The following is a 20,812-nucleotide window of genomic DNA, read 5'->3' as shown; positions in this document are numbered from 1 at the left end:
CTCCGCCGCGCCGGTCGTGTCCCGGGGCGGGGGTGCTCGACGGGTGCTCGGGCTCTCTTCGCGGCCGTCTCGAAGGCCGCTCGAACACCTGCACCGGGCCGGCCCGGTGCGCGGGGCGCGGGCCGTACCGCCGGGCGGTGCCGGTGTACGGGCTTCGACCAGGCACTTCGCACCACAGCCCGGGCGGGCGGACGGTGGGTGCGCCCGGCCGGGGGGCGGGGGCGGGGGCCGGGGTGCGGGCGGCGGGCGGCGGGAGGCACTGCCCCGCGCGGGCCCCGGCGCCGCATGATGCACCGACAGCACCGTTCAGGGATCAGGAGGACACGTGTCCCCAGCCGCCGGAGTGGAAGATGTGTACGCGGCCGTCGAGGAGTCGGCCCGACTGCTTGACGTGCCCTGCTCGCGGGAGCGGGTGTGGCCGGTCCTGACCGCGTTCGAGCCGTTCGAAGGCGGGATCATTTTCAGCGCGTCGGCCGGTGAACGGCACGCGGGGGACCTCGACCTGACCGTCCAGGTGCCCCGGCGGATCGCCGACCCCTACGCCCACGCGGTGTCGAACGGGCTGCTCGACCCGACGGATCACCCCGTCGGTGACCTGCTCGCGGACATCCAGGAGCGGTGTTCCGTCAACGAGTTCCTGATCGATTTCGGGGTCGTCGGCGGATTCAACAAGGTCTATGTGCATTTCCCCCGTGACGTGCAGGGGGTGGTGAAACTCGCCGGTATTCCGTCCATGCCGCGCGCGGTGGCCGAGAACACGGATTTCTTCGCCCGTCACGGCCTTCACGAGGTGGCGATGGTCTCGATCGACTACCGGCGCAGAACGGTGAATCTGTACTTCCCCCTCCCCGACGGAATCAAGGCGCGGGCCGTCGCGTCGATCCTTCGCGACCTCGGGCTGCCGGAACCGGAGGAGAGCCTGCTTCAGTCCGCCCGCAAGACGTTCCGGGTCTATTTCACCCTCGGCTGGGATTCCCCGGTGATCGAGCGGGTCAGCTTCGCCCGCAGACTGGATCTGCCGGTGGTCAAGGACCGGGTGGAACCGGAAATCGTACGGTTCGTGACGGGCACTCCGTACACGTACCCCGGGGAGCGTTTCAGTATTTCGATGGTCAAATGGTCGCCCGACGGACAATGGTTCAACGTCGGTTCGTACTTCCAATTCGGGCCGCTGCAGTGGGAAGTACTGGGAAAGATCCTCACATGACGGCCCGCCTGCGCGTCGTGGACGACTTCTACCGTGCCCTGCAGGCCAAGGACCTCGACGCGTGGGGTGAGCTCTGGACGGCGGACGCGGTGTACCGGGTTCCCGTGACCCCGGACGGTGTGCGCGGTGAGTTCGCCGGGCGCGAGACGATCGTGGCCGCACTGCGGGGCTTCTTCGCGCTGTTCGGCCGGGTGCGGTTCACCTGGGACGCCGAGCCGGGCGGCGATCCGCGGCGGGTGCTGGCCACCTGGACGCTGGAGGTCGAACTGCTGGCCGGCGGCGTCTACCGCAACCGGGGGGTGGCGCTCTTCCGACTGGAGGGGGAGCGGATCGCCGAGTTCACGGAGTACGCCGACACCGCCGCGTTCCTGGGCGTCTTCTGCGCCAAGGCCGCCACCGCGCGCCGGTTCTTCACCCTGCTGCGCGACCGGGACAGCGCCGGATGGGGCGCGTTGTGGCACGAGCACGGTGCGCTCAGCGTGCCGTACCCGCCGCGGGGGTGCCCCGCCCTGATCGAGGGCAGGGAGAAGATCGTCGCGGCGTACGGGGAACTGTTCGGTGTGTACGGGCAGTTCGACACCGAGCTGACGGGTGTGCACCCGGCGGTGAGCTCCGACACGGTCTGTGTGGAGTTCCAGGTCCGCGCCCATCTCCCGGGCGGGGCGGTGCACACCGCCGCCGGCGCCGGGGTCTTCCGGTTCCGAGGCGGGCTGATCAGCGCGTACCACGGCCATTTCGACCCGCGCCGATTCCGGGAGGCCGCCGACGCGCTCAGGGGGGTGTGATCCGGTGCCGGGCCCCGGGGGGGGTCCGCCTTTCCGCGGCCCGGTTCCCACTGAGCAATCTGGGCGATGACACCGGCCGGGCGGCCCCTGCACTCTGGTCGGTGAACGCGCCGTGCGGGAGCGGAGGGTTGTTCACGTGACCCGCGGGTGCGGCCGGATCGGAACTGGGGAAGGTCTCATATGTCGTCCACTCTCTTCGGGTTTTCTGGCGATTTCGACGTCATCGTCATCGGCGGCGGGCCCGCCGGTGCGACCACCGCGGCGCTTCTCGCCGAGCGCGGACACCGTGTTCTCGTACTCGACCGTGAACGGTTTCCCCGATATCACATCGGGGAGTCGCTCATTCCCGGGGTGATGGTGCCCATGGAAGAACTCGGCCTTGTCGAGCGTATGGAGGCGAAAGGCTTCGAGCGCAAATACGGCGGCACCCTCGTATGGGGAAACAACGAGGTCCCGTGGAACTTCTCGTTCACCACGGGCGGGCGTATCCCCTACGCCTTTCACACACGCCGCGCCGACCTGGACACGATGATCCTGGACCGGGCGCGCGAGCTGGGCGCCTTCGTCGTGGAAGAGGCGACGGTGAAGGGGCCCGTCGAGGAGAACGGGCGCGTGGTCGGTGTCCGCTACGCCGTGGGCGGGCTCGACGGCGTGCAGGAGGCCAGGGCGTCCCTGGTCATCGACGCCTCCGGGCAGGCGCGGGTGCTCGGGCGCAAGTACTCGGAGATCACCTGGAACGAGCAGTTGCGCAACGTCGCGGTGTGGACGTACTTCGACAACTGCCACCGGCTGCCCGGCGACGAGTGGAGCAACATCCTCATCGAGGGGACCCGCGACGGCTGGTTCTGGGGCATTCCCATCGACAAGGGTGTGTTCAGCGTCGGTTACGTGACGCGGTCGGACGTGGCGAGCAAGAGCGACCAGTCCCTCAAGGAGCTGTTCGCCTCCGAGCTGGAGACCACCAGCAAGCTCAAGGATCTCCTCAGGGACGCGACCCCGGCCGCGGGGTACCGCACCGCGCGCGACTGGTCCTACACCAACGACCGTTTCCACGGCGACGGGTGGGTGCTGGTCGGGGACGCCGCCGCGTTCGTGGACCCGCTGTTCTCGACCGGGGTCGCGCTGGCGACACTGGCGGGCAGCACCCTGTCGAAGATCGTCGACAAGATACTGCGGAACCCGCAGATCGAGGAGAAGGCGCTCGACCGGTACTCCACCGCGTACCGCAACTTCTTCGACGACATCCGCACGTTCGTGGAGGGGTTCTACGACCGGTCGAAGACCAAGGGCTTCTACTTCGACCTGGCACAGCAGATCAACGACCCGGACAAGAAGAACGACGCGCAGGTCGACTTCGTCAAGCTGATCTCCGGGCTCAGCGGACGCGCCGGCGGACTGTTCGATCTCAGCCTCGACGACCTCATCGAGAACGTCGGGGACGTCGAGGACGTCAAGGACCCGTCCGCCGCCGGGAACTGACACCCCCGGCCCCCGCACCACGAGCGGCGCGGCGGCCGGCCCCCGTTCACGGGGGCCGGCCGCCGCGCCGCTCGTGGTGCGGGGGGGGTGCCCGTGGTGCGGGCCCCCGCGGCGCACCGGCTCTACCGGGCGGAGCCGGCGGAGCCGAGGAGCACCCGCGCCTCCAGGGAGCCCTCGCCGAGCTGGTGGTACGTCTGGAGTTTGAAGTACTCGCCGCCGGGGTGCGACGCGACGTTGTACAGGCCCTGGCCGGCGCCCGGGTAGGTGTACGGAACGTTCTTCGCGAACTTCTCGATCTCCGGCGGCACCGGGACGCGGGCGGGAAACGCCTCCATGTCCGGGACCATGGTGGCGAAGGTGATCCGTTCGATCTTCTGCGAGTCCCAGCTCAGGGTGGTGTAGATGCCGACCGCCCGCCCGGCGAGTTCGAGCATCTGCTCGCTGGGGTCCGGCAGGCCCAGTTCGCTCAGCATCGCGCGCACGGTGCGCGGTTCGCGGCACTCGGCGGGTGCCTGGAGGAAGTAGACGTTCACCGTCCGGCTCGGGTAGTCGATCCCGATCATGCTGTTCTTGTCGTCCAGGCCGTAGCGGGTGTAGAAGTCGAAATTCGCGGCCAGGGACGGCGGCATGGACGGCAGGTCGGCGAGCTTCGACAGTTTCTGCAGATCGTTCACGGGCAGGAACGTCCAGGTCTTCTTGAAGCCGTCGACGACCGAGAAGTCGACACCGTGGGCGGTGATGGGGAGTTTGCCCTGGACGTCCGCGAGCAGGGTGCCGACGGGGTGGTCCGTCGGCGGGGCGATGCCCCTGGACACCGCGAAGGCATAGGGGTTGACGTCCGCGGGAAGCGCCGTGAAGCGGCAGTCGAGATCGCCGGTGCCGCGGGTCGTCGCCCGGAAGGCGACGACGAGCCGCGGCAGGGCGTCCTCGTAGGTGGTCAGGATGGGCCAGACCTTGTCGCGCGAGACGCGGACGTCCAGCAGTGCGGCCGCGTCCTCGATGGCGGAGTAGAGACCTTCCATGCCTGTCCTGGTCATTGGTCCTCCAGTGTCGGATCCGAGCGTCCGTGTGAATCAGGGGCAAATTGATGTGGCAGTACACCGGCGGCGTCAATCGGCCGAACAAATGGTGTCGTACGGTGCCGCTCGGCCGGTCTACTCGCCGGCGGCCGGCGGACAACCGCCGGCGGCCTTGTCGCCGAGGACCTTCGGCCGGCACTGCGGCGGCGGCCGGACATATCGGCGCCGTTATCGGCACCGGGGCCGGAACGAATTCGTCCGGGTGTGCCGTGCCGGTACCGGGCGGGGCGTATCCGAATTTTCGCCGCTCTGTGAGTGTCGATGCCGGGCACGAGGCGTGTCAAGTTAATTGTTAATCATAGTGACTTTCTAGTGGATCTCTAGCGGCGGCCAGTAAGGTGGGGCCCGATTCCATGCGGAAAGAGCGGAAACATATTGCGCCGCCGACTACCTGGAGTATTGATGTCCGGAGGTATTGAGGCAGAGGAACTGTACGCGGCTCTCGAGAAATCGGCCCACCTGGTGGGTGCGCCCTTTTCGCGGGAGAAGGTCTGGCCGATCCTGTCCGCGTACCGGGACGGGTTCGACACCGGCGGGGCCATTCTCAGTCTGCAGGCCGGTGAGCGCGCCGAGGAAGTCGAATACAGCGTCCAGGTCTCTCCGGGGGTCGGTGACCCCTATGCCCGCGCCCTGGCGGGCGGCTTTGTGCCGGAGACGGACCACCCGGTCGCCACGCTGCTCCAGGACATCAAGGAACGGGTCCCCACCAGCGAATACTATATCGACTGCGGAATCGTCGGCGGTTTCAAGAAGATTTACGCGAATTTCCCTCACGACCCGCGGCGGGTGTCGGATCTCTCCGATATTGCGTCGATGCCTCCGGCGGTGGCCGGTAATTCGGACTTCTTCGGCCGCTACGGTCTTCAGGACGTCGTACTGATCGGGGTCGACTACCGGCGCAGGACAATGAATCTGTATTTCCAGCTCCCCGCGGGCACCGCCGGCGATCTCGATCCGAAGACCGTCCTGGCCATGCTCCGCGAAACCGGGATGCGGGAACCGGACGAGGACCTGCTGGCGTACGCGGGAAAGGCGTACCGGGTCTATGCCACGGTCGGCTGGGATTCTCCGGAGATCCGCCGGATTTCTTTTGCCCCGTCGCCGCGCCGCAGTCTTGACCTGTCGGAGCTTCCCGCCCGGCTGGAGCCGGGGTTCGAGGAGTTCATGCGCAATACCGCGCACACGTACGACGGTGAGCTCATCAATGCCTCGGCCGCCAAGTGGTCGCCCGACAGTGAATTCCTCGACCTCGCGGCGTACTACCAGATCTCGCCGCAGCATCTGAAGGCACTGACGGCCGCCGAAGCACAGGGATAGCGGGCGCATCCGTGGCCTGTCCCCGGGCCTCGCCCGCGGGGGCCTCTTCCGAGAAGAAAGGACACACCCCGTGACGACGTCCGGCCGCGCCCAGCGGATCGAATTCGACTTCGACAACGGCAATTTCATCCGGGACCTGATCACCACCCACGGCGGCGGGGGTTTCCCCCCGGCGGACGCCATGGCCCCGGGGGACGTGGCCACCTACACCTGGCTCACCCATCTGCTGCAGACCTCGTGGTTCGACGCCCTGGCGCCCTACCACCCGACCGCGGTCGGGGTGTACTCGACGATCCCCCGCCGCCCCGCCGAGGAGGGGGTGACCAACCGGAACAAGAACATCGCCGCCCTGTACGCCATGTACCAGGTGGTGCAGGCGGTGTTCGAGGAGCGGGCGCCGGTCATACGCCAGGCGCTGGGCGCGCTCGGCCTGGATCCCGACGACACGTCGCTGGACACGGCCGGTGCGGTCGGGATCGGCAACACGGCCGGGCGTGCGGTCGTCGCCGCCCGCGCGCACGACGGCATGAACGTCCTGGGCGACACGGGCCGCAGGTACAACGGGCGGCCCTTCGAGGACTACACCGGCTACGAGCCGGTGAACACCGCGGGCGAGCTGGCCGACCCGGCGCGCTGGCAGCCGGCGTCCGAGCCCCACCGCCGGCGTGTCGACGGGGGGCCGGGCGACAAGGGCGTGTTCACCGTCCAGCGGTTCGCCACCCCGCAGCTCGCCCTGGTCTCGCCGCAGACCTACCAGGACCCGGGCCTGTTCCCTCTGCGCCCGCCCGCCCATCTGGGCGACGGCGGCGAGGACGCCTACCGGGCGGCGGTGGACAAGGTGCTGGCGGCGTCGGCGGCCCTGAGTGACGAGCAGAAGGTGAAGGCGGAGTTCTTCGAGCACACGCCGCTGTCGGTCACCCTGTCGCCGCGCGCCGCCGCGCAGGCCCATGACCTGGACCTGGACGGCTGGGTCCAGTTGTTCATGGTCACCTCGGTGGCGCGGTTCGACAGCCTGATCGCCGCCTGGCACCACAAGCGCGGGTACGACGCGGTGCGGCCGTTCAGCGCGGTGCGGCACGTGTACGGCGACAGCGAGGTGACGGCGTGGGGCGGGCCCGGCAAGGGGCGCGTCGAGGACATCCCCGCCGGCCAGTGGGCCGGCTACCTGCCGGTGGGCAACCACCCCGAGTACCCGTCCGGTTTCACCACGCTGTGCGCCGCGCAGGCGCAGGCGGCGCGGCGGCTGCTCGGCGATGACGTCCTGGACTGGACGTACGCGTTCGCGGCCGGCTCCACGCAGCGCGAGCCGGGGCTCGTGCCGGCCGGCGACCTCAAGCTGACCTGGGACACCTGGACCGACTTCGAGAACGACTGCGCGACGAGCCGGGTGTGGGCCGGGGCGCACTTCGCCGAGACGGTCGAGGCGTCCCTGGGCTTCGGCGCGCAGTTCGGCGACCTGGCCCACGAGTTCGTCCAGCGGCACGTACGGGGCGAGGCCGCCGAGGACTGAACGCGCCCTCCCCTTTTCGTTCCGCCCGGTGCGGGCCCCCGCTCCCCCGCTCCCCCGTTTCCCCGTTTCCCCCTCGGTCGGGTCTGTCCGCGCAGACCTCACCCGCAGCAAGTGGCACGACCTCTTCCTCAAAGGACAAGGAACACACTCATGACGACGTCCGGCCGTTCTGCAGTCTCAGGCATCTCACCGCGGCGCAGGTCGCTGCTGATCGGTGGGCTCGGCGGCGCCTCGGCCGCGGCGATGACCACGCTGGGTCTTCCCGGCACGGCCGCCGCCGCCGGGAGCGACGCGCCCGCCAAGGTCGATTTCGACCTCGACACCGGCAACTACCTCTCCTGGGCGCAGCCCAGCGACGACATGGCCGGGCAGTCGCCGAACGCGGACATGTTCGGTCCCATGGACGTGACCGTGTTCCTGTGGCTCAACCGCCTGACGGCGCTCGCGGGGTTCGACGCGCTGGCGCCGTACCACGAGAGCGCGGTCGGTGTGTACTCGCGGATCGCGCGGCGTCCCTCCGGTGAGTCGGCCACCAACCGGAATCTGAACATCGCGATCCTCCATGCCCAGTACGGGGTGTGGAAGCAGGTGCTGCCGAAGAAGATGGAGCCCCTGCGGGAGATGATGGCCTCGCTGGGGCTGAACCCTGACGACACGTCGGAGAATCCGACGAGCCCGGTCGGGATCGGCAACATCGCCGCCAAGGGCGTGTGGAACGCCCTCAGGCGCGACGGGATGAACTTCCTCGGTGACGAGGGCGGGCGCCGGTTCAACCCCAGGCCCTGGTCGGACTACACCGGCTACGAGCCGGTGAACACCGCCTACGAGCTGCGCAACCCCTCGCGCTGGCAGCCCGACCTCGGGCCGCACAACGGGCGGCGGCTGGGCGGCGGTCCGGGTGACACGGGTATCTACGTCGCCCAGCACATGGTCACCCCGCACCTGCGGCGGGTGAAGGCGCACATCTTCAAGGACGTGAAGCAGTTCCGGCTGCCCGCGCCCAAGCACATCGACCACACCGATCCCCGTGCCTACAAGCGCTCGGTGGACGAGATGCTGGCGGCGTCGGCGGCGCTCACCGACGAGCAGAAGATGCTCGCGGAGGTCATGGACAACAAGGTGTGGGGCATCGGGCACTCGGCGATCGTGATGGCCCGCAAGCACGACCGCAACGGCGAGCTGGGGGTGCACGGGTGGATCCACTATCTGCTGGAGCACATCCTGGCGACGTTCGAGCCGGCGATCGTCGCCTGGCACCACAAGGTGGTGTACGACGCGGTGCGGCCGTTCAGTGCCATCCGTCATGTGTACGGGCGGCGCAAGGTGACCGCGTGGGGCGGGCCGGGGCGCGGGACGGTCGACAACATCCCCGCCGACCAGTGGGCCAGCTATCTGAACGTGAGTGACCACCCGGAGTACCCGTCGGGCTCCACGACGCTCGCCGCGGCCTCCGCGCAGTCCGCGCGGCGCTCCTTCGGCACCGACGAGCTGGACTGGAAGTTCACCATCGCGGCCGGCAAGTCGCTGGTGGAGCCGGGGCTCACCCCCGGCAGGGACCTCGATGTGCACATTCCCACCTGGTCGAAGTTCAGCGAGATATGCGCCAACACCCGGGTGTGGGGCGGGGTGCACTTCCAGAAGACGGTCGATGTGTCCCTGGAGCTGGGTGAGCAGTTCGGTGACCTGGCGCACGAGTTCGTGCAGCGGCACGTGCGCGGTGAGGTCGAGGACTGATCAAGGACCCACGGGGGGTGGCCTCCGGCCGGGTGTCCGTGTGTGTCGCGGGTGCCCGGCCGGAGGCCTGCTCACGTGCGGGGTGCGGCGGGGCTCACGTGCGGGTGCGGCGGGGCGGGTCGCCGGCGGTGCCGCCGGCCGGGCGGGCGAAGACGCCGGCCGGCGGGCGGACGGGCGCGGTGGGCCGGCTGTCGGTCACCGGCGCCGCCCCGGCGGCGGCGGTGGGGGTGGCGGTGGTGGGGGTGGGGGTGGGTGCGGGGGTCTTGCCGGGGAGCGGGCTGTCGGGCGGTGTCCGGTTCCCCCGGGTCCTGGAGTGGCCGAGTATCACGAACGCGGCCGCGACGAACACCAGGTTCTTCAGGATGTACTGGCCCTCGAGGGTGGCGACGGCGAAGTGTTTCCAGGTCCGGTCCGGGAAGATGACCAGCGGGGTGCAGGCGCCCGCCATGTGCCCGAGCAGCATGATGACCGTGGGTGCGAGTGCCTTTCCGCTCATCAGGAGCAGCCCGATGGCCGTCTCCAGTACGCCGGTCAGGACGGAGGCGGTGGTTCCCTCGATCAGGCCGAACGTCAGCCGCTGTGTGGTGTCCGTGGCCAGGGCTTCCGCCGGGCTGGCTCCCGGGAAGAACTTGGGCAGGGCGAACCAGAGGAAGATGATCCCCAGGGATATCCGTAACGCGGCGATCCCGAACGAGGCACCGCATCGCGTGAGGGAGCGTACGGTTTTTCCATAGATACGCCTGAACACTTCTGACGCCCTTTCAGTGCGGTGTGTTCGGTCGGATCCCCGGTGGCGGGTTCCGTCCCGGCGGCCTGTCACACCTGCCCGTGGACGGCGACGCGGTGGGCCTCGGCGGTGTGTGAGGGGCCGCCGGTCCGCCGGGGCGGGGCCCCGGCCCGGCGGACCGGGGGGCGGGGCGGGTCAGTGGGGGCCCGGCCGTTCGGGGACGAAGGCCGGCAGCGGGCGGGGGCCGGGGCGCGGTGAGGGTCCCGGTTCGCCGGCGCGGGCGCGCAGGCTCAGGGTGGCCAGCAGGCCGATCCCCACGGGTGCGGCCAGGACGAGCAGGACCGTGGCCAGTGTCCAGCCCGCGTCGACCATCATGCCGCCGAGCAGGCCGCTGACCACCGGGCCCAGCTTTCCCGCGCTGTTGGCCCAGCTCATTCCGGTGGCGCGGGCGGACGGCGGGTAGGCGACCGCGGCGATCGCCTGGAGTACGGAGCTGGCCGCCGGCAGGCACAGTCCCAGGACGAACGCCGCGGCGAGCAGCGCGGTGAACTGTACGGCCCACAGGGCGGCGGCCCCGAGGCCCAGTGCGCTCAGTGCCCACAGGCCGGTCAGTGTCTTGAACCGGTCCAGGCGTTTGAGGGCGAAGGACACCGACAGTTGTCCGGTCAGTCCGCCCCAGCCGAACACCGCGACGGCCAGCGCGGCCTGTGCGGCCGTCAGGCCCGTGCGTTCGGCCAGCAGGGGCAGGTAGCTGAGGATCAGGAACACCACTCCCTGGACCAGGAAGAAGCACAGCCACAGCAGGACCGTCGTGGCGGCGAAGGCCCTCGACAGGATGACCTTCGGGGCGGAGCGCGGCCGGTGCCCCGCGGTGCTCCGGTCCCAGTCGACGGTGGACAGGTCCTTCTCGCCGGCGACGGCGGCGAGGGCTTTGCGCAGTTGGGCCGGGGGGCGCCGGCGGGCGGTGAGGATGCTCACGGACTCCGGGACGTACCGCAGCACGGGCCCGATCAGCAGCAGGGGGACGATTCCGCACACTGCCAGCAGGGTGGGCCAGCCGTGGGCGGGGATGAGGGCCGAGGCGAGGAGTCCGCCGAGGGTGGTGCCGGCCGTGACTCCGGCGAAGGCCAGGGCGACCATCTGGACCCGGCGCGCGGCGGGTGTCCAGTCCGCGACGAGGGCCATCACGGTGGGCAGGACGGCGCCCAGTCCCAGGCAGGCGACGATCCGCAGCCCGGCGAAGGCGCCGACGCCCTGCGCGAGTCCCATGCCGGCCGTGCCCAGGCCGAAGACGGCGATGCCGGTGACGGTGACGCCTTTGCGTCCGTAGCGGTCGGCGAGCGGGCCGGCCGCCACACCGCCGGCGATCATCGCCAGGACGCTCAGGGTCACGATGGCGGTCACGGTGCTCAGGTCGGTGTCCCAGTCCTTGACGATCCTGGGGTACACGAAGGCGGCGACGGTGGTGTCCAGGCCCTCGGCCACCATCATGAGCAGGCCCAGTATCACGATGAGCCACTGCCGCCGGCTCATCGGTCGGTGGTCGATGAACTCCTGCGGGCCCATCTGTGCCGGGGCGTCCGTGGTCATGGGGCGGGCCCTTTCGTGACGGAGGTACGTGGAACGTACGCGGGCGGTGCCACGGCGTCCGCCGACGCGCCCGGCAGGGTTGTGCCCGGCGGGGGGTGGCGGGGTGTCAGACGCGGCCCTGGACGGTGGTGGTGACGCTTCCCGCCCCGTGCGCGGGTTCGCCGGGTTCGCCGGGTTCGCCGGGCGGGCCGCCGTCCTTGGGGCGGCCGAGGATCCAGTTCAGCAGCGGGCCGGCCATCGCGGTCGTGATCACGGCCATGACGACCATGAGGGAGTAGAGCTCCTGTCCGAGGAAGCCCAGTTGCAGGCCCACGTTCAGGACGATGAGTTCGGTCAGGCCGCGGGTGTTCATCAGCGTGGCGAGCGCGGCGGACTGCCGCGGCGGCATCCGGTTCGCGCGGGCGCCGAGGAACGCGCCGGTGAACTTGCCGCCGACGGCCACGAGCAGGATCAGTCCCAGGGCTCCCAGGGCGCCCGGGTCCAGTCCCGACAGGTCGACCTGGAGGCCGGCGACCAGGAAGAACACCGGCAGCAGCAGGGTGCCGGTCAACTGCCCCAGGCGGTCGTGGACTTCGGTGCGCAGGGGCTCGGTGCCGGTGCGCGGGAGGATCACGCCGAAGAGGAACGCGCCGAAGATGTAGTGCAGTCCCACCCATTCGGTGGCGGCGGCGGACAGCAGCAGGCCCGCCAGGACGCACGCGAACACGGTCGGGGTCAGGCGTTGTTCGGGCCGGCGGGCCGTGAAGCGGCGCAGCAGGGGGCGCAGGAGGAAGAGCATGGCGAGCAGGTAGGGCAGGGCGAGCAGGATGCGCCACTGGTCGGGGCCGGCCGAGCCGCTGACGGCGACCACGGCGGCGAGCAGGGACCAGGCCAGGACGTCGTCGATGGAGGCGCAGGCCAGGGCCACCACGCCCAGGGGGGTGTGGGACATGTGGCGGTCGGTGAGGATGCGGGCCAGTACCGGGAAGGCGGTGATCGACATGGCGATGCCCATGAAGAGCATGAACGCCGTCCTGTCGCCGGTGCCGTAGTCGTCCGTCAGGTGCAGGGCCAGGAGTGCGCCGAGGCCGAAGGGCAGCAGGATGGAGCTGAGTGACACGGTGGCGGCGAGGCTTCCGCTGCCGCGTATCATCGCCGCGTCCCATTCCAGGCCGACGAGGAACATGAAGACCGCGATTCCGACGACGGCCAGGGCGCTGAGCAGCGGGCGCACGGTGTGCGGGAACAGGGCGTCGGACAGGGCCCCGTTCAGCGCGGTCGGTCCCAGTGCGATGCCGGCGAGGACTTCGCCCATCACCGCCGGCTGGCCGATCCGCCGGGCCAGGGCGCCGAGCAGGCGGGCCAGGAGCACGATGGCGGCGAGGCCGAGGAGAAGCGACGTGGTCTGATGCGCGGTCATGCGGTCCCCTCTGCGTTTCGCGTTGCGGTCTCTCCCCCGGGCCGGGCCCGGGTGCTCATGCCGCCGTCGGCCGGGGGGCGAGGCCCGTCAGGGCGGAGAGGATCGGCGGGCGGGTCCAGTCCATCGGGGACAGGGTGATGTCCAGCCGGTGTCCGCGGTCGCCCTCGACCCTCACCGGGCCGACGGTGGCCGTCAGCGGGGTGAGATCCGGATCGGCGGCGGCCGGGCCGCTGCTGGGGGCGGGGTGTGTGCCGCGGGCCACGGCGTGGATGTACCAGGTGCCGGCGGGGATGCGGGTGAGTGTGAAGTGCCCGGGTGCGCAGGCGTTGGTCCAGGAGGCGGCGGCGCCCTGGAGGATGGCGCTGTCGAAGGCGCCGATGTAGACGGGGGGCAGTACGGCCCCGGCGGTGCGCAGTGCCCCGGTCACCGTGCCGGTGGCGCGCACCGCCCGCACCGGGGCGGGGCGGGGGGTGGCGTCGCGGGCCGCGAGGGACAACTGCCGGTAGCGGGTGGGCGGGAGCCCGACCAGTTCGGTGAAGCGGCGGGTGAAGCTGCCGGTGCTGCTGTAGCCGACGCGCGCGGAGATGTCGGCGACGTTGAGGGAGGTGCTGAGCAGCAGGCGTTTGGCCTCCTGGAGCCGTACGGCGGTCAGGAACCGTCCCGGTGTGACACCGGTGACCCGGCTGAACACGCGCAGGAAGTGGTATTTGCTGACCATGGCGTTCTGGGCGAGCGCGTCCAGGCTCAGCGGCTCCGGGTAGCGTTCGCGGATCGTGGTGACGGCATGCCGCACGAGGTGCTCCATGGAGGGCTCCTGATGGTCATGTGGCCGCCGGCGCGGCCCGGTTGCGGCAGGCGGCGGGGGCTCACTTGGTCCGGCGGTCGGCGCGTACGGCCATGGCCGTCAGTTCCTCGCGCCACGCGGGGGCGACGGGTGCCTGCGCGAGGGCGGCGCAGCCGCGTTCGACGAGGCCGGCGATGTGCTGTTCGACGCTGTGGGGGACGCCGGTGTCGAGCAGGCGGGCGCGTACTTCCTCGGGGGTGTGTCCGGGCTCGGTGATCAGGGCGCGGATGTGTTCGTCGCGCTGCATCGCCCATCCCAGCAGCAGGGTCATCTTGTGCTGGGAGAAGTCGAGCCCGGTGGGTTTGCCGGTCTGCGCGGAGTCCCCGAAGGCGTCCAGCAGGTCGTCGCGGAGCTGGAACGCCTCGCCCACCGCCTCGCCGTAGGTGGCGAAGGCGGCGGCGAGGTCGGGCCGTTGGGCCGCGTTCGCGCCCATGACCAGCGGGCGGTGGATGGTGTAGCGGCCGGATTTGATCAGGGCGATCAGCCGTGAGAGCTGGGGGTCGACGCAGAACTCGGCGGCGGCGGTGACGTCGAGGTACTGGCCGATGAGGACTTCGGAGCGCAGTGCGTGCCATTCGGTGAGCAGGGCCGGCGGTGCCTGGGTCATCAGTTCGTCCGAGTAGACGAGCGCGAGGTCGCCGACGAGGATGGCGACGCCTTCGCCGTAGCGGCGTGACTCGCCCTGCCAGCCGCGGGTTTGGTGCAGTTCGGAGAAGACGGTGTGCACGGTGGGCTGTCCGCGGCGTCGGCCGGAGTCGTCGAGGATGTCGTCGTGGACGAGGGCGGAGACGTGCAGCATCTCCAGGCCCGCGGCGGCGGCGACGATGCCGGGGTCGTGCGGGTCGCCGCCGGCGGCGAGGTAGCCGGCGATACAGAAGGCGGGGCGGATGCGTTTGCCGCCGGCCGCGACCAGGGTGGACAGCGCGTCGACGGCGGTGGCGGCCCGTTCGTCCACCGCGGCGCGGTGGGTGCGCTCGGCGGTGAGGAACGAGCGCAGCCGGTGCTCGGTGCGCCGCAGCAGGTCGTCGGTGACGCGGCGCACCTGGGCGGCCGGGGGCTGACCGGTGCCGGGCAGGGGGGTCGCTTCGGTGGTCACGGCTGTCTCCTTGGGCGGGGCGGGCGGGCGGCGCGGGGCGGGGTGCGGGGGCCGTGGTGGGTCTGTCCTGCGGCCGGTTGACGTGTAACGGGCCGGGCCGCGTGCGCCCGCGCTCCCGTGGTGGGCGGCGCGGGTGGTGTCAGTCGTTGGCGCCCTTCGCGGACAGCAGTTCGGCGACCTTGGCGGCGGTGCCGGCGGTGGCCAGTTCGTGTTCGGCCACCTCGACGCCGTACTGCTTCCTCAGTACGACCGCGAGTTCGATCAGGACCAGGGAGTCCAGGTCGAGGTCGGCGAAGTCGGAGTGGGCCGTCGTGCCGGCGGGGACCTCGAAGTTCGTGGTGAGGGTGTGCAGTACGCCCTCGGGCCGTACGGCGTGACGCGTCGTCATGGTGGTTCCTTTCCGTTCAAGGGGTGCGCTCGTTCAGGGGTGCGCCCGGCCGGGGGTGGGGGCCGGCCAGGTGAGTGCGGCGGAGCCCCAGGTCAGTCCGGCGCCGAAGGCGGTCAGCAGCAGCCGGTCGTGGGCCTGGAAGCGGTGGCGGGCGGCGGCGTCGGCCAGGGCGAGGGGGATGGAGGCGGCCGAGGTGTTGCCGGCCTGCTGGATGTGGGAGACCACGCGCTGTCGGTCCATGCCCAGTTGGCGTGCCAGGGCGTGCAGGATCCGCAGGTTCGCCTGGTGGCCCACCAGGTGGTCGACCTCATCGACGTGCCAGCCCACGGTGGCCAGCGCGGCGGCCGAGGAGTGTTCCATCCGGTGGACGGCGTGGGTGAAGATCTCCTTGCCGCGCATCCGCAGGTAGCGGTCGTCCGGGTTGGGTTCGGGGCGCAGGGAGCGTTCGCGGGCGCCGCCTCCGGGGATGGACGCGAAGTCCTTGCCGGTGCCGTCCGCTCCCAGGTCCACGGCCAGGACGGCGCCGGGCTCGTCGCGGGTGCCGGCGCGCAGGACGACGGCGCCGGCGCCGTCGCCGAAGATCACCGCGGTGGTGCGGTCGGCGGGGTCCAGGACGGTGGAGAAGGTCTCCGCGCCGATGACCAGGGCGTGTTCGGCGTGGCCGGCGGTCAGTGCGGCGGCGGCGGTGGCCAGCGCGTAGACGAAGCCCGAGCAGCCGGCGGCCAGGTCGAAGGCGGCCGCCTGGCCCAGGCCCAGGCGGGCGGCCACGTCGGGGGCGGTGGCGGGGCACGGGTGGTCGGGGGTGGTGGTGGCGACGATCACCATGCCGACGGTGTCCCCGGTGCCCAGGGCCGCGGATCTCAGTGCCCGGTGGCCCGCTTCGACGGCGAGGTCGCCGGTGGACACGCCGGGGCCGGCCCAGTGGCGCTGGCGGATGCCGGTGCGCCGGCGGATCCATTCGTCGCTGGTGTCCAGTTGGCGGGGCAGTTCGTCGTTGGTCACCGTGCGGGGCGGCAGATAGCCGCCCAGCCCCGTCAGGACGGCGGCGCGAGCGGCCATCGTCCACCCCCTAAATTTTTCTTCTGGTCAAAGGTCGTTGCCGTGCCAGGAGGCCGGGAGCAGATGGGTGACACCGGCCTGTATCCGCACCGCGTGCAGGGCGCCGGTCACCTCGGCCGTGCGCCAGGTGCCGGCCTGTGAGGGCAGGAGCCTGGCCCGTTCCAGGGACGCCGTGGCCCGCGCGGGGCCGTGGGCGGGGCCGGGCGGGGTGCCGGTGGTGACGCGGGTGCGGCGCATCCACAGGTTGGCGCTGTCGGCGCGGTCGACGCCGTCCAGTGTGTAGAGCAGCACCTGGCCGAGCTGCAGGACGGCGGCGAAGGCGTCGATCATGGTGGCCGGGGTGCCGTGCGGGATCTGGCCCGCCCGGTGGCCGGGCAGGGTGACGTCGGCCGAGGCCGTGGGGTCGCCGGGGCCCCGGGTGCTGACGCCGACCTGGGTGAGCAGTTGTTTCCGTGCCCGGTGCGCGATGCCGTACGGTGCGTCGTTCCAGGGGCCGGGCAGCTCGTCGGCCCGGTCGTAGACGTGGGAGGAGCGGGTGGGGCCGTGGCCCGTGCCGTGCACGGCGTGGACCCTGGCCGACAGTGATCCGATCCGGCAGTCCATGGTGGTGGCCGGCCCCTGTTCGCCGCCGGGCCCGGTGCTCACCAGGCGGGCGCTGACCGGGAACTCCTGGAGGTCGTCCTCGTCGGGGCGGGATCCGGCCTTCATGTCCAGTTGCCGCACGGCGAAGTGGGCGTGCGGCGGCAGGCCGAGTGTGTGGGCCGCGTACAGGCCGGTGAGCTGGGCGGCGAGGATCATCGCGTCGATGGTGCTCAGGTGGGGTCTGGGGCTCTGGTCGCCCTTGCGTGACCACAGGCCGGGGATGGTGAGGTGGGCGGTGGCTTCGATGCTCCCCGCGCCGTCGGCTCCCGGCGTGATGGCGAGGTGGCTCAGGGCGTGCTCGACGCGTTTGAAGCCCTCGCCGAGGAACCGGCTGTCGCGCGGTCCCAGGACGTCGTCGATGGACGCGTGTAACGGGCGGTGCACAGGGGTGCTCCTCAGTCGGCGAAGGCTCGGGCGATCGCGTGGCTGTCCTCGTACATGTGGTAGCGGGTGATCAGGCCGTCCTCGACGCGCAGGTGCAGGGCGTAGCGGTTGGTGAACTTCTTTCCGGTGGCCAGGACACCGAAGACGCCGTGGGCCGTGAGGACCGCGTCGTGTCCGTCGACGACGCGGGTGTGGACGGTGAAGCTTTCCGGCGGTGTCAGGACGGTGGGCAGGAGTGCGAAGAACGCGGCGATCTGATCCGGGCGCGAGCGGGTGCCCGTCCAGGGCACGTTGGGGCTGCCGTCGACGCGGAAGTCCACCGTGCCGGCGAACAGGGCGAGTACGCCCGGTATGTCGCCGGAGCCGAATCGGTCGAGGAACGCGTCGAGGGTGGTGCGGGTGGAGTGGGCCTGTGCTGTCTGTGCTGTCTGTGCTCTCGTCATGTCAGCTCTTCCCGCCGGTGCCGGTGCCGGTGCCGATTCCCAGGGCCCGGCGTCCGGCGAGGAAGATCGCGGTGTGCCGGGCGACGCGGTCACCGAGGTATTCGGCCGTGGCGATGTCGGCCTTGTGCACGGCGTCGACGGGCAGGTCGCCGGGTGTGGTGCCCGCGGCGCCGTTGAAGTACCCGAGCCGGTTCAGGTCGTTCTCGCTCTCGTGGCTGAGGTGCCAGCCGGGGAGCAGGCCGAGGTTGATCCAGGTCATCTGGTGCTGGGCGCCGAGGGTCGCGAAGTAGGCGAGTGTGGAGTGCTTGTCGCCGGCCTTGCAGGCGCCGGTGGTGAATCCGGAGCCGAGTTTGTCCCGCCATGCCTTGGCCGCCCAGCGTTTGTTGGTCGACTCGGCGAAGGTGTGGAACTTCCCCGAGGCCGAGCCCATGTAGGTCGGGGATCCGAAGACGATCGCGTCGGCGGTGTCGAGGCTTTCCCACTTGGCGTCGGTCATGGTGCCGACGCCGACCAGGGTGACCGTGGCCCCGGCGGCTTCGGCGCCGGCTTTGACCGAGCGGGCCAGGACGTCGGTGTGGCCCCTGCCGGAGTGGTGGGCAATGGCGATTGCGGGCGGGGTGTCCATCGTGGTTGTTCCCCTGTTCTCCCGGAGGCGGGGGCGGGCGTGGCCGCACCACCGGTGCGGGCGGGCGGTGGGTCAGGTGCGGGCGGGGGCCCGGTCGGTCTCCAGGCGGAAGTCCTGGCGGGCGTAGTCGCGGCGGGCCAGTTCCACGGCCCGGCCCGTACTCATGACGGGGGTGAGGCCGAAGATCGCCGTGATGGTCTCCAGGCGCTCGTCCATGGTGCCGCCGACCACGTGGTAGGGGATCTTCAGTTCGTCCAGCGTCGCCAGCAGCATCGTGTCGATGGTCGCGCGGAACCGGCTGTTCATCGGCCGGTGTCCGTCGGCCGCCAGGGGCAGTTCGTGCCGCAGGTGGACGTAGGCGTCGTAGGTGTTCTTCACGTGCTGCTTGAACGCCTGTCCGTACTGCTCGACGACCTTGCCGAAGAAGACCATCTCCTGGTCGCCGGCGCTGTCGCCGGGGGCCGGGCGGCCGTCCTGCCGGTGCGCGGTGGCGTTCGGGTTCATTCCGTGGATGAGCCGCCCCGCCCCGTACAGCCACTCCTGGAGGGAGGACCCGTCGGAGATGAAGTCGTCGCCCAGCAGGGCTTCCTGGACGGCGCGGCCGGTGTGGCGGCGCATCGTGAGCTGGAGGAACTGTGCGGGTGTCACCTCCGCCAGGCGCAGGCCCGGCAGGGCTTCGGGCATGATCTCGCGGATCGTACGGGCCAGGGTCCGCGGGATGCCGGTGTAGTGCGACAGGGCCATCACCGTGGAGGTCTTGCCGGAGGAGTAGGTGCCGGACACGGCCAGTTTCATGAGGGGTCCCGGGGCTGTTGCTTCAGGCGCCGGGCCAGCGCGAGGCGCTGGACCTTCAGCGTGGCGGTGCGGGGAAGCTCGGCCTGCGGGATCTGGACGGGGGCGGCCAGTTGGGGGAAGGCGGCGGCGGCCGTGGCCCAGCGGGCGGGGTCAAGGGGTTTGTCGTCGACGGTGCAGATGACCGGGACCGGTCCGCCGTCCGGGCCCTGGACGACGACCAGTTCGCTCAGTTCGTTCAGCTGGCTCAGGACGACGTCCTCGATCTGCAGGGAGCTGCGTACGCCGGGGATCATGTCGATCTCGCGGTCGAGCATGTGCAGGCAGCCCAGCCGGGTGCGGTAGCCGACGTCCCCGGTGCGCCACCAGTCGCCGTCGCGGTTGGTGTCGTAGCGCTCCTGCTCGGCGAAGTAGGTCTTGGCCAGTCCGGCCCACGCGACCTCGATGAAGCCGGGGTTGGCCTCGGAGGGGGGTTGGCCGTCCCGGCCGACCACCCGGATCCGCGCGGCGCCCTTGGGCATGGCCCAGCCGACGCAGCGCCCGTTGGCCTTGTGGGCGGAGTTGCGGAAGTAGGCGCGGCCGACGGCCGGGCCGACCTCGCTCTGCCCGTAGATCTGGAAGAACAGGGCGCCGCGCCGGTCGGACGCCTTGAGGAGGCGGCTCATCGTGCCGGGGTGGATCGCGTCGAAGGTGCTGCTGAAGACCTTCACCGAGCCGAACGGGGCGCGCGGGTCGTCGGCGAGTTCTTCCCACTCCATCAGTGAGTTGGGAAGCGCTTCGACGAACACGGGCCGGTGTTCGATGAACCGCTCGGCGACGGCGGCGGGGTCGGAGTCGCGCATGAGCAGGACCGGGAACTGTTTGAGCAGTGCCAGGGACATCGCCGCGACCATCCGCGAGTGCACGAAGGGGATATGGATCGCGACGGTTTCCTTCTTGCGCATCAGGGCCAGCAGCCGCCACTGCGGCAGCAGGCGGATGCCCTGGGTGCGCGGTGTGTGGACCACGAGTTTGGGGATCCCGGTGGTGCCGGAGGTGTGGGTGATCACGGCGGGCGCGTCGATGGGGCGTACCACCGGGCGCACCGGCGGTGCGCCGGCCAGGGAGGTCAGGGACAGTGCTCCGGGGCGGTCGCCGTCCGCGGTGATCACCCGCCGGGTCAGGTCCGCGAGCGGCAGCTCGGCCAGGGCGTCGAGCGTGCGTGTGTCGGTGAGCAGGTTGGGGTGGTCCACCCGCTCGATCAGGGCGCCGACGGTCACCGCGTCCAGGGCGGGTGAGAGCATCACGACGACCGCTCCCACCCGTGACGCGGCGGCGGCGAGCATCCAGATGTCGGCGTTGGCGCTCTTGTGGATCACGACGTGTTCGTCGGGGCGCACCCCGGCCGCCCACAGGCGGGCCGCCAGGTCGGCCACGTGGCCGGCGTACTGGGCCACGGTCAGCCGGCGTCCCGCCTCGGGCAGGACGTCCAGGTCGTGGTCCAGGGTGATCGGCGTCGACGCGTTCACGGCCGCGGCCATCTCCGGCAGCAGGCCGATGTGAAGACCGCGTTTTTGTATGGATGTGTAGGCTGTCGAGCCCTTCATGGGCACTGTCTCCTTCTCGGGCGCCTCGCGGGGTCGGCGGCGCAGGGCGCACGGGGCGCGAATTCCGGTGGGGGGCGGGTGCGACCGGGCCGGGTGCGGGGGTGTGTGCTGTGCGGCGCCGGGGCC

Annotated in this window: 19 protein-coding genes; 6 read left to right on the top strand and 13 right to left on the bottom strand. The window is 71.0% G+C overall.

Features of this window, described 5'->3' with window-relative positions:
- The first annotated feature begins 325 nt into the window (after positions 1–325).
- The 3 genes from OG329_RS39180 to OG329_RS39170 all read left to right on the top strand — a co-directional run bounded on the left by OG329_RS39180 (position 326) and on the right by OG329_RS39170 (position 3,471).
- Complete coding sequence (locus OG329_RS39180) at positions 326–1,207, top strand: aromatic prenyltransferase (protein WP_405791510.1); 882 nt, start codon at positions 326–328, stop codon at positions 1,205–1,207.
- Positions 1,204–1,992 (top strand): nuclear transport factor 2 family protein, encoded by a 789-nt coding sequence (locus tag OG329_RS39175; protein ID WP_405791512.1) that lies wholly within the window; start codon positions 1,204–1,206, stop codon positions 1,990–1,992. Before OG329_RS39180 ends, OG329_RS39175 begins: the two co-directional genes overlap by 4 nt.
- Before the next feature lie 180 nt (positions 1,993–2,172).
- A complete protein-coding gene (locus tag OG329_RS39170; protein ID WP_405791514.1) occupies positions 2,173–3,471 on the top strand; it encodes an NAD(P)/FAD-dependent oxidoreductase in 1,299 nt (432 codons plus the stop codon).
- A 122-nt stretch (positions 3,472–3,593) separates the two neighbouring features.
- Here the strand turns inward: OG329_RS39170 and OG329_RS39165 are convergent, their stop codons facing one another.
- Positions 3,594–4,508 (bottom strand): aromatic prenyltransferase, encoded by a 915-nt coding sequence (locus tag OG329_RS39165; protein WP_405791516.1) that lies wholly within the window; start codon positions 4,506–4,508, stop codon positions 3,594–3,596.
- Positions 4,509–4,952: 444 nt separating this feature from the next.
- Between OG329_RS39165 and OG329_RS39160 the strand changes: the two genes are divergently transcribed.
- The 3 genes from OG329_RS39160 to OG329_RS39150 all read left to right on the top strand — a co-directional run bounded on the left by OG329_RS39160 (position 4,953) and on the right by OG329_RS39150 (position 9,111).
- Entirely contained in the window at positions 4,953–5,867 is a 915-nt protein-coding gene (locus tag OG329_RS39160; protein ID WP_405791518.1) for an aromatic prenyltransferase, read from the top strand.
- Between the two features lie 70 nt (positions 5,868–5,937).
- Positions 5,938–7,377 (top strand): DUF6851 domain-containing protein, encoded by a 1,440-nt coding sequence (locus OG329_RS39155; RefSeq protein WP_405791520.1) that lies wholly within the window; start codon positions 5,938–5,940, stop codon positions 7,375–7,377.
- Positions 7,378–7,527: 150 nt separating this feature from the next.
- Positions 7,528–9,111 (top strand): DUF6851 domain-containing protein, encoded by a 1,584-nt coding sequence (locus OG329_RS39150; protein WP_405791522.1) that lies wholly within the window; start codon positions 7,528–7,530, stop codon positions 9,109–9,111.
- Positions 9,112–9,205: 94 nt separating this feature from the next.
- Here the strand turns inward: OG329_RS39150 and OG329_RS39145 are convergent, their stop codons facing one another.
- The 12 genes from OG329_RS39145 to OG329_RS39090 all read right to left on the bottom strand — a co-directional run bounded on the left by OG329_RS39145 (position 9,206) and on the right by OG329_RS39090 (position 20,686).
- Positions 9,206–9,859 carry a hypothetical protein gene (locus OG329_RS39145; protein WP_405791524.1) on the bottom strand — a complete coding sequence of 218 codons (654 nt, stop codon included), beginning with the start codon at positions 9,857–9,859 and terminating at the stop codon, positions 9,206–9,208.
- 174 nt (positions 9,860–10,033) lie between these two features.
- Positions 10,034–11,428 (bottom strand): MFS transporter, encoded by a 1,395-nt coding sequence (locus tag OG329_RS39140; protein WP_405791526.1) that lies wholly within the window; start codon positions 11,426–11,428, stop codon positions 10,034–10,036.
- A 106-nt stretch (positions 11,429–11,534) separates the two neighbouring features.
- Positions 11,535–12,827 carry a cation:proton antiporter gene (locus OG329_RS39135; RefSeq protein WP_405791528.1) on the bottom strand — a complete coding sequence of 431 codons (1,293 nt, stop codon included), beginning with the start codon at positions 12,825–12,827 and terminating at the stop codon, positions 11,535–11,537.
- 55 nt (positions 12,828–12,882) lie between these two features.
- Positions 12,883–13,632, bottom strand: coding sequence for a helix-turn-helix transcriptional regulator (locus OG329_RS39130; RefSeq protein WP_405801594.1), 750 nt, complete (start codon positions 13,630–13,632; stop codon positions 12,883–12,885).
- Positions 13,633–13,693: 61 nt separating this feature from the next.
- A complete protein-coding gene (locus OG329_RS39125; RefSeq protein WP_405791534.1) occupies positions 13,694–14,767 on the bottom strand; it encodes a polyprenyl synthetase family protein in 1,074 nt (357 codons plus the stop codon).
- A gap of 139 nt (positions 14,768–14,906) precedes the next feature.
- On the bottom strand, positions 14,907–15,155 hold the full coding sequence (locus tag OG329_RS39120) for an acyl carrier protein (protein ID WP_405791536.1): 249 nt from the start codon (positions 15,153–15,155) through the stop codon (positions 14,907–14,909).
- Between the two features lie 33 nt (positions 15,156–15,188).
- Complete coding sequence (locus OG329_RS39115) at positions 15,189–16,214, bottom strand: beta-ketoacyl-ACP synthase III (RefSeq protein WP_405791538.1); 1,026 nt, start codon at positions 16,212–16,214, stop codon at positions 15,189–15,191.
- Between the two features lie 27 nt (positions 16,215–16,241).
- Positions 16,242–17,240, bottom strand: coding sequence for an AvrD family protein (locus tag OG329_RS39110; RefSeq protein WP_405791540.1), 999 nt, complete (start codon positions 17,238–17,240; stop codon positions 16,242–16,244).
- An 11-nt stretch (positions 17,241–17,251) separates the two neighbouring features.
- A complete protein-coding gene (locus OG329_RS39105; protein WP_405791542.1) occupies positions 17,252–17,683 on the bottom strand; it encodes a nuclear transport factor 2 family protein in 432 nt (143 codons plus the stop codon).
- 1 nt (position 17,684) lies between these two features.
- The gene (locus tag OG329_RS39100; RefSeq protein WP_405791544.1) at positions 17,685–18,308 is read right to left on the bottom strand and encodes a flavodoxin family protein; all 624 of its coding nucleotides are present in this window, start codon (positions 18,306–18,308) and stop codon (positions 17,685–17,687) included.
- Positions 18,309–18,380: 72 nt separating this feature from the next.
- Entirely contained in the window at positions 18,381–19,103 is a 723-nt protein-coding gene (locus OG329_RS39095) for an AAA family ATPase (RefSeq protein ID WP_405791546.1), read from the bottom strand.
- Entirely contained in the window at positions 19,100–20,686 is a 1,587-nt protein-coding gene (locus OG329_RS39090) for an AMP-binding protein (protein ID WP_405791548.1), read from the bottom strand. Before OG329_RS39090 ends, OG329_RS39095 begins: the two co-directional genes overlap by 4 nt.
- Positions 20,687–20,812 lie beyond the last annotated feature (126 nt).

This window comes from Streptomyces sp. NBC_01506, from assembly GCF_045040295.1.
GTDB lineage: Bacteria > Actinomycetota > Actinomycetes > Streptomycetales > Streptomycetaceae > Streptomyces.
This window is presented reverse-complemented; position numbering and strand designations above follow the sequence as displayed.

Excerpts from the sequence above, each read along its gene's own strand:
- OG329_RS39175 (WP_405791512.1), top strand. The coding sequence starts at position 1,204 with ATGACGGCCCGCCTGCGCGTCGTGGACGACTTCTACCGTGCCCTGCAG.
- OG329_RS39170 (WP_405791514.1), top strand. The coding sequence starts at position 2,173 with ATGTCGTCCACTCTCTTCGGGTTTTCTGGCGATTTCGACGTCATCGTC.
- OG329_RS39165 (WP_405791516.1), bottom strand. The coding sequence starts at position 4,508 with ATGACCAGGACAGGCATGGAAGGTCTCTACTCCGCCATCGAGGACGCG.
- OG329_RS39160 (WP_405791518.1), top strand. The coding sequence starts at position 4,953 with ATGTCCGGAGGTATTGAGGCAGAGGAACTGTACGCGGCTCTCGAGAAA.
- OG329_RS39150 (WP_405791522.1), top strand. The coding sequence starts at position 7,528 with ATGACGACGTCCGGCCGTTCTGCAGTCTCAGGCATCTCACCGCGGCGC.
- OG329_RS39140 (WP_405791526.1), bottom strand. The coding sequence starts at position 11,428 with ATGACCACGGACGCCCCGGCACAGATGGGCCCGCAGGAGTTCATCGAC.
- OG329_RS39135 (WP_405791528.1), bottom strand. The coding sequence starts at position 12,827 with ATGACCGCGCATCAGACCACGTCGCTTCTCCTCGGCCTCGCCGCCATC.
- OG329_RS39130 (WP_405801594.1), bottom strand. The coding sequence starts at position 13,632 with ATGGAGCACCTCGTGCGGCATGCCGTCACCACGATCCGCGAACGCTAC.
- OG329_RS39120 (WP_405791536.1), bottom strand. The coding sequence starts at position 15,155 with ATGACGACGCGTCACGCCGTACGGCCCGAGGGCGTACTGCACACCCTC.
- OG329_RS39115 (WP_405791538.1), bottom strand. The coding sequence starts at position 16,214 with ATGGCCGCTCGCGCCGCCGTCCTGACGGGGCTGGGCGGCTATCTGCCG.
- OG329_RS39105 (WP_405791542.1), bottom strand. The coding sequence starts at position 17,683 with ATGACGAGAGCACAGACAGCACAGACAGCACAGGCCCACTCCACCCGC.
- OG329_RS39100 (WP_405791544.1), bottom strand. The coding sequence starts at position 18,308 with ATGGACACCCCGCCCGCAATCGCCATTGCCCACCACTCCGGCAGGGGC.
- OG329_RS39095 (WP_405791546.1), bottom strand. The coding sequence starts at position 19,103 with ATGAAACTGGCCGTGTCCGGCACCTACTCCTCCGGCAAGACCTCCACG.
- OG329_RS39090 (WP_405791548.1), bottom strand. The coding sequence starts at position 20,686 with ATGAAGGGCTCGACAGCCTACACATCCATACAAAAACGCGGTCTTCAC.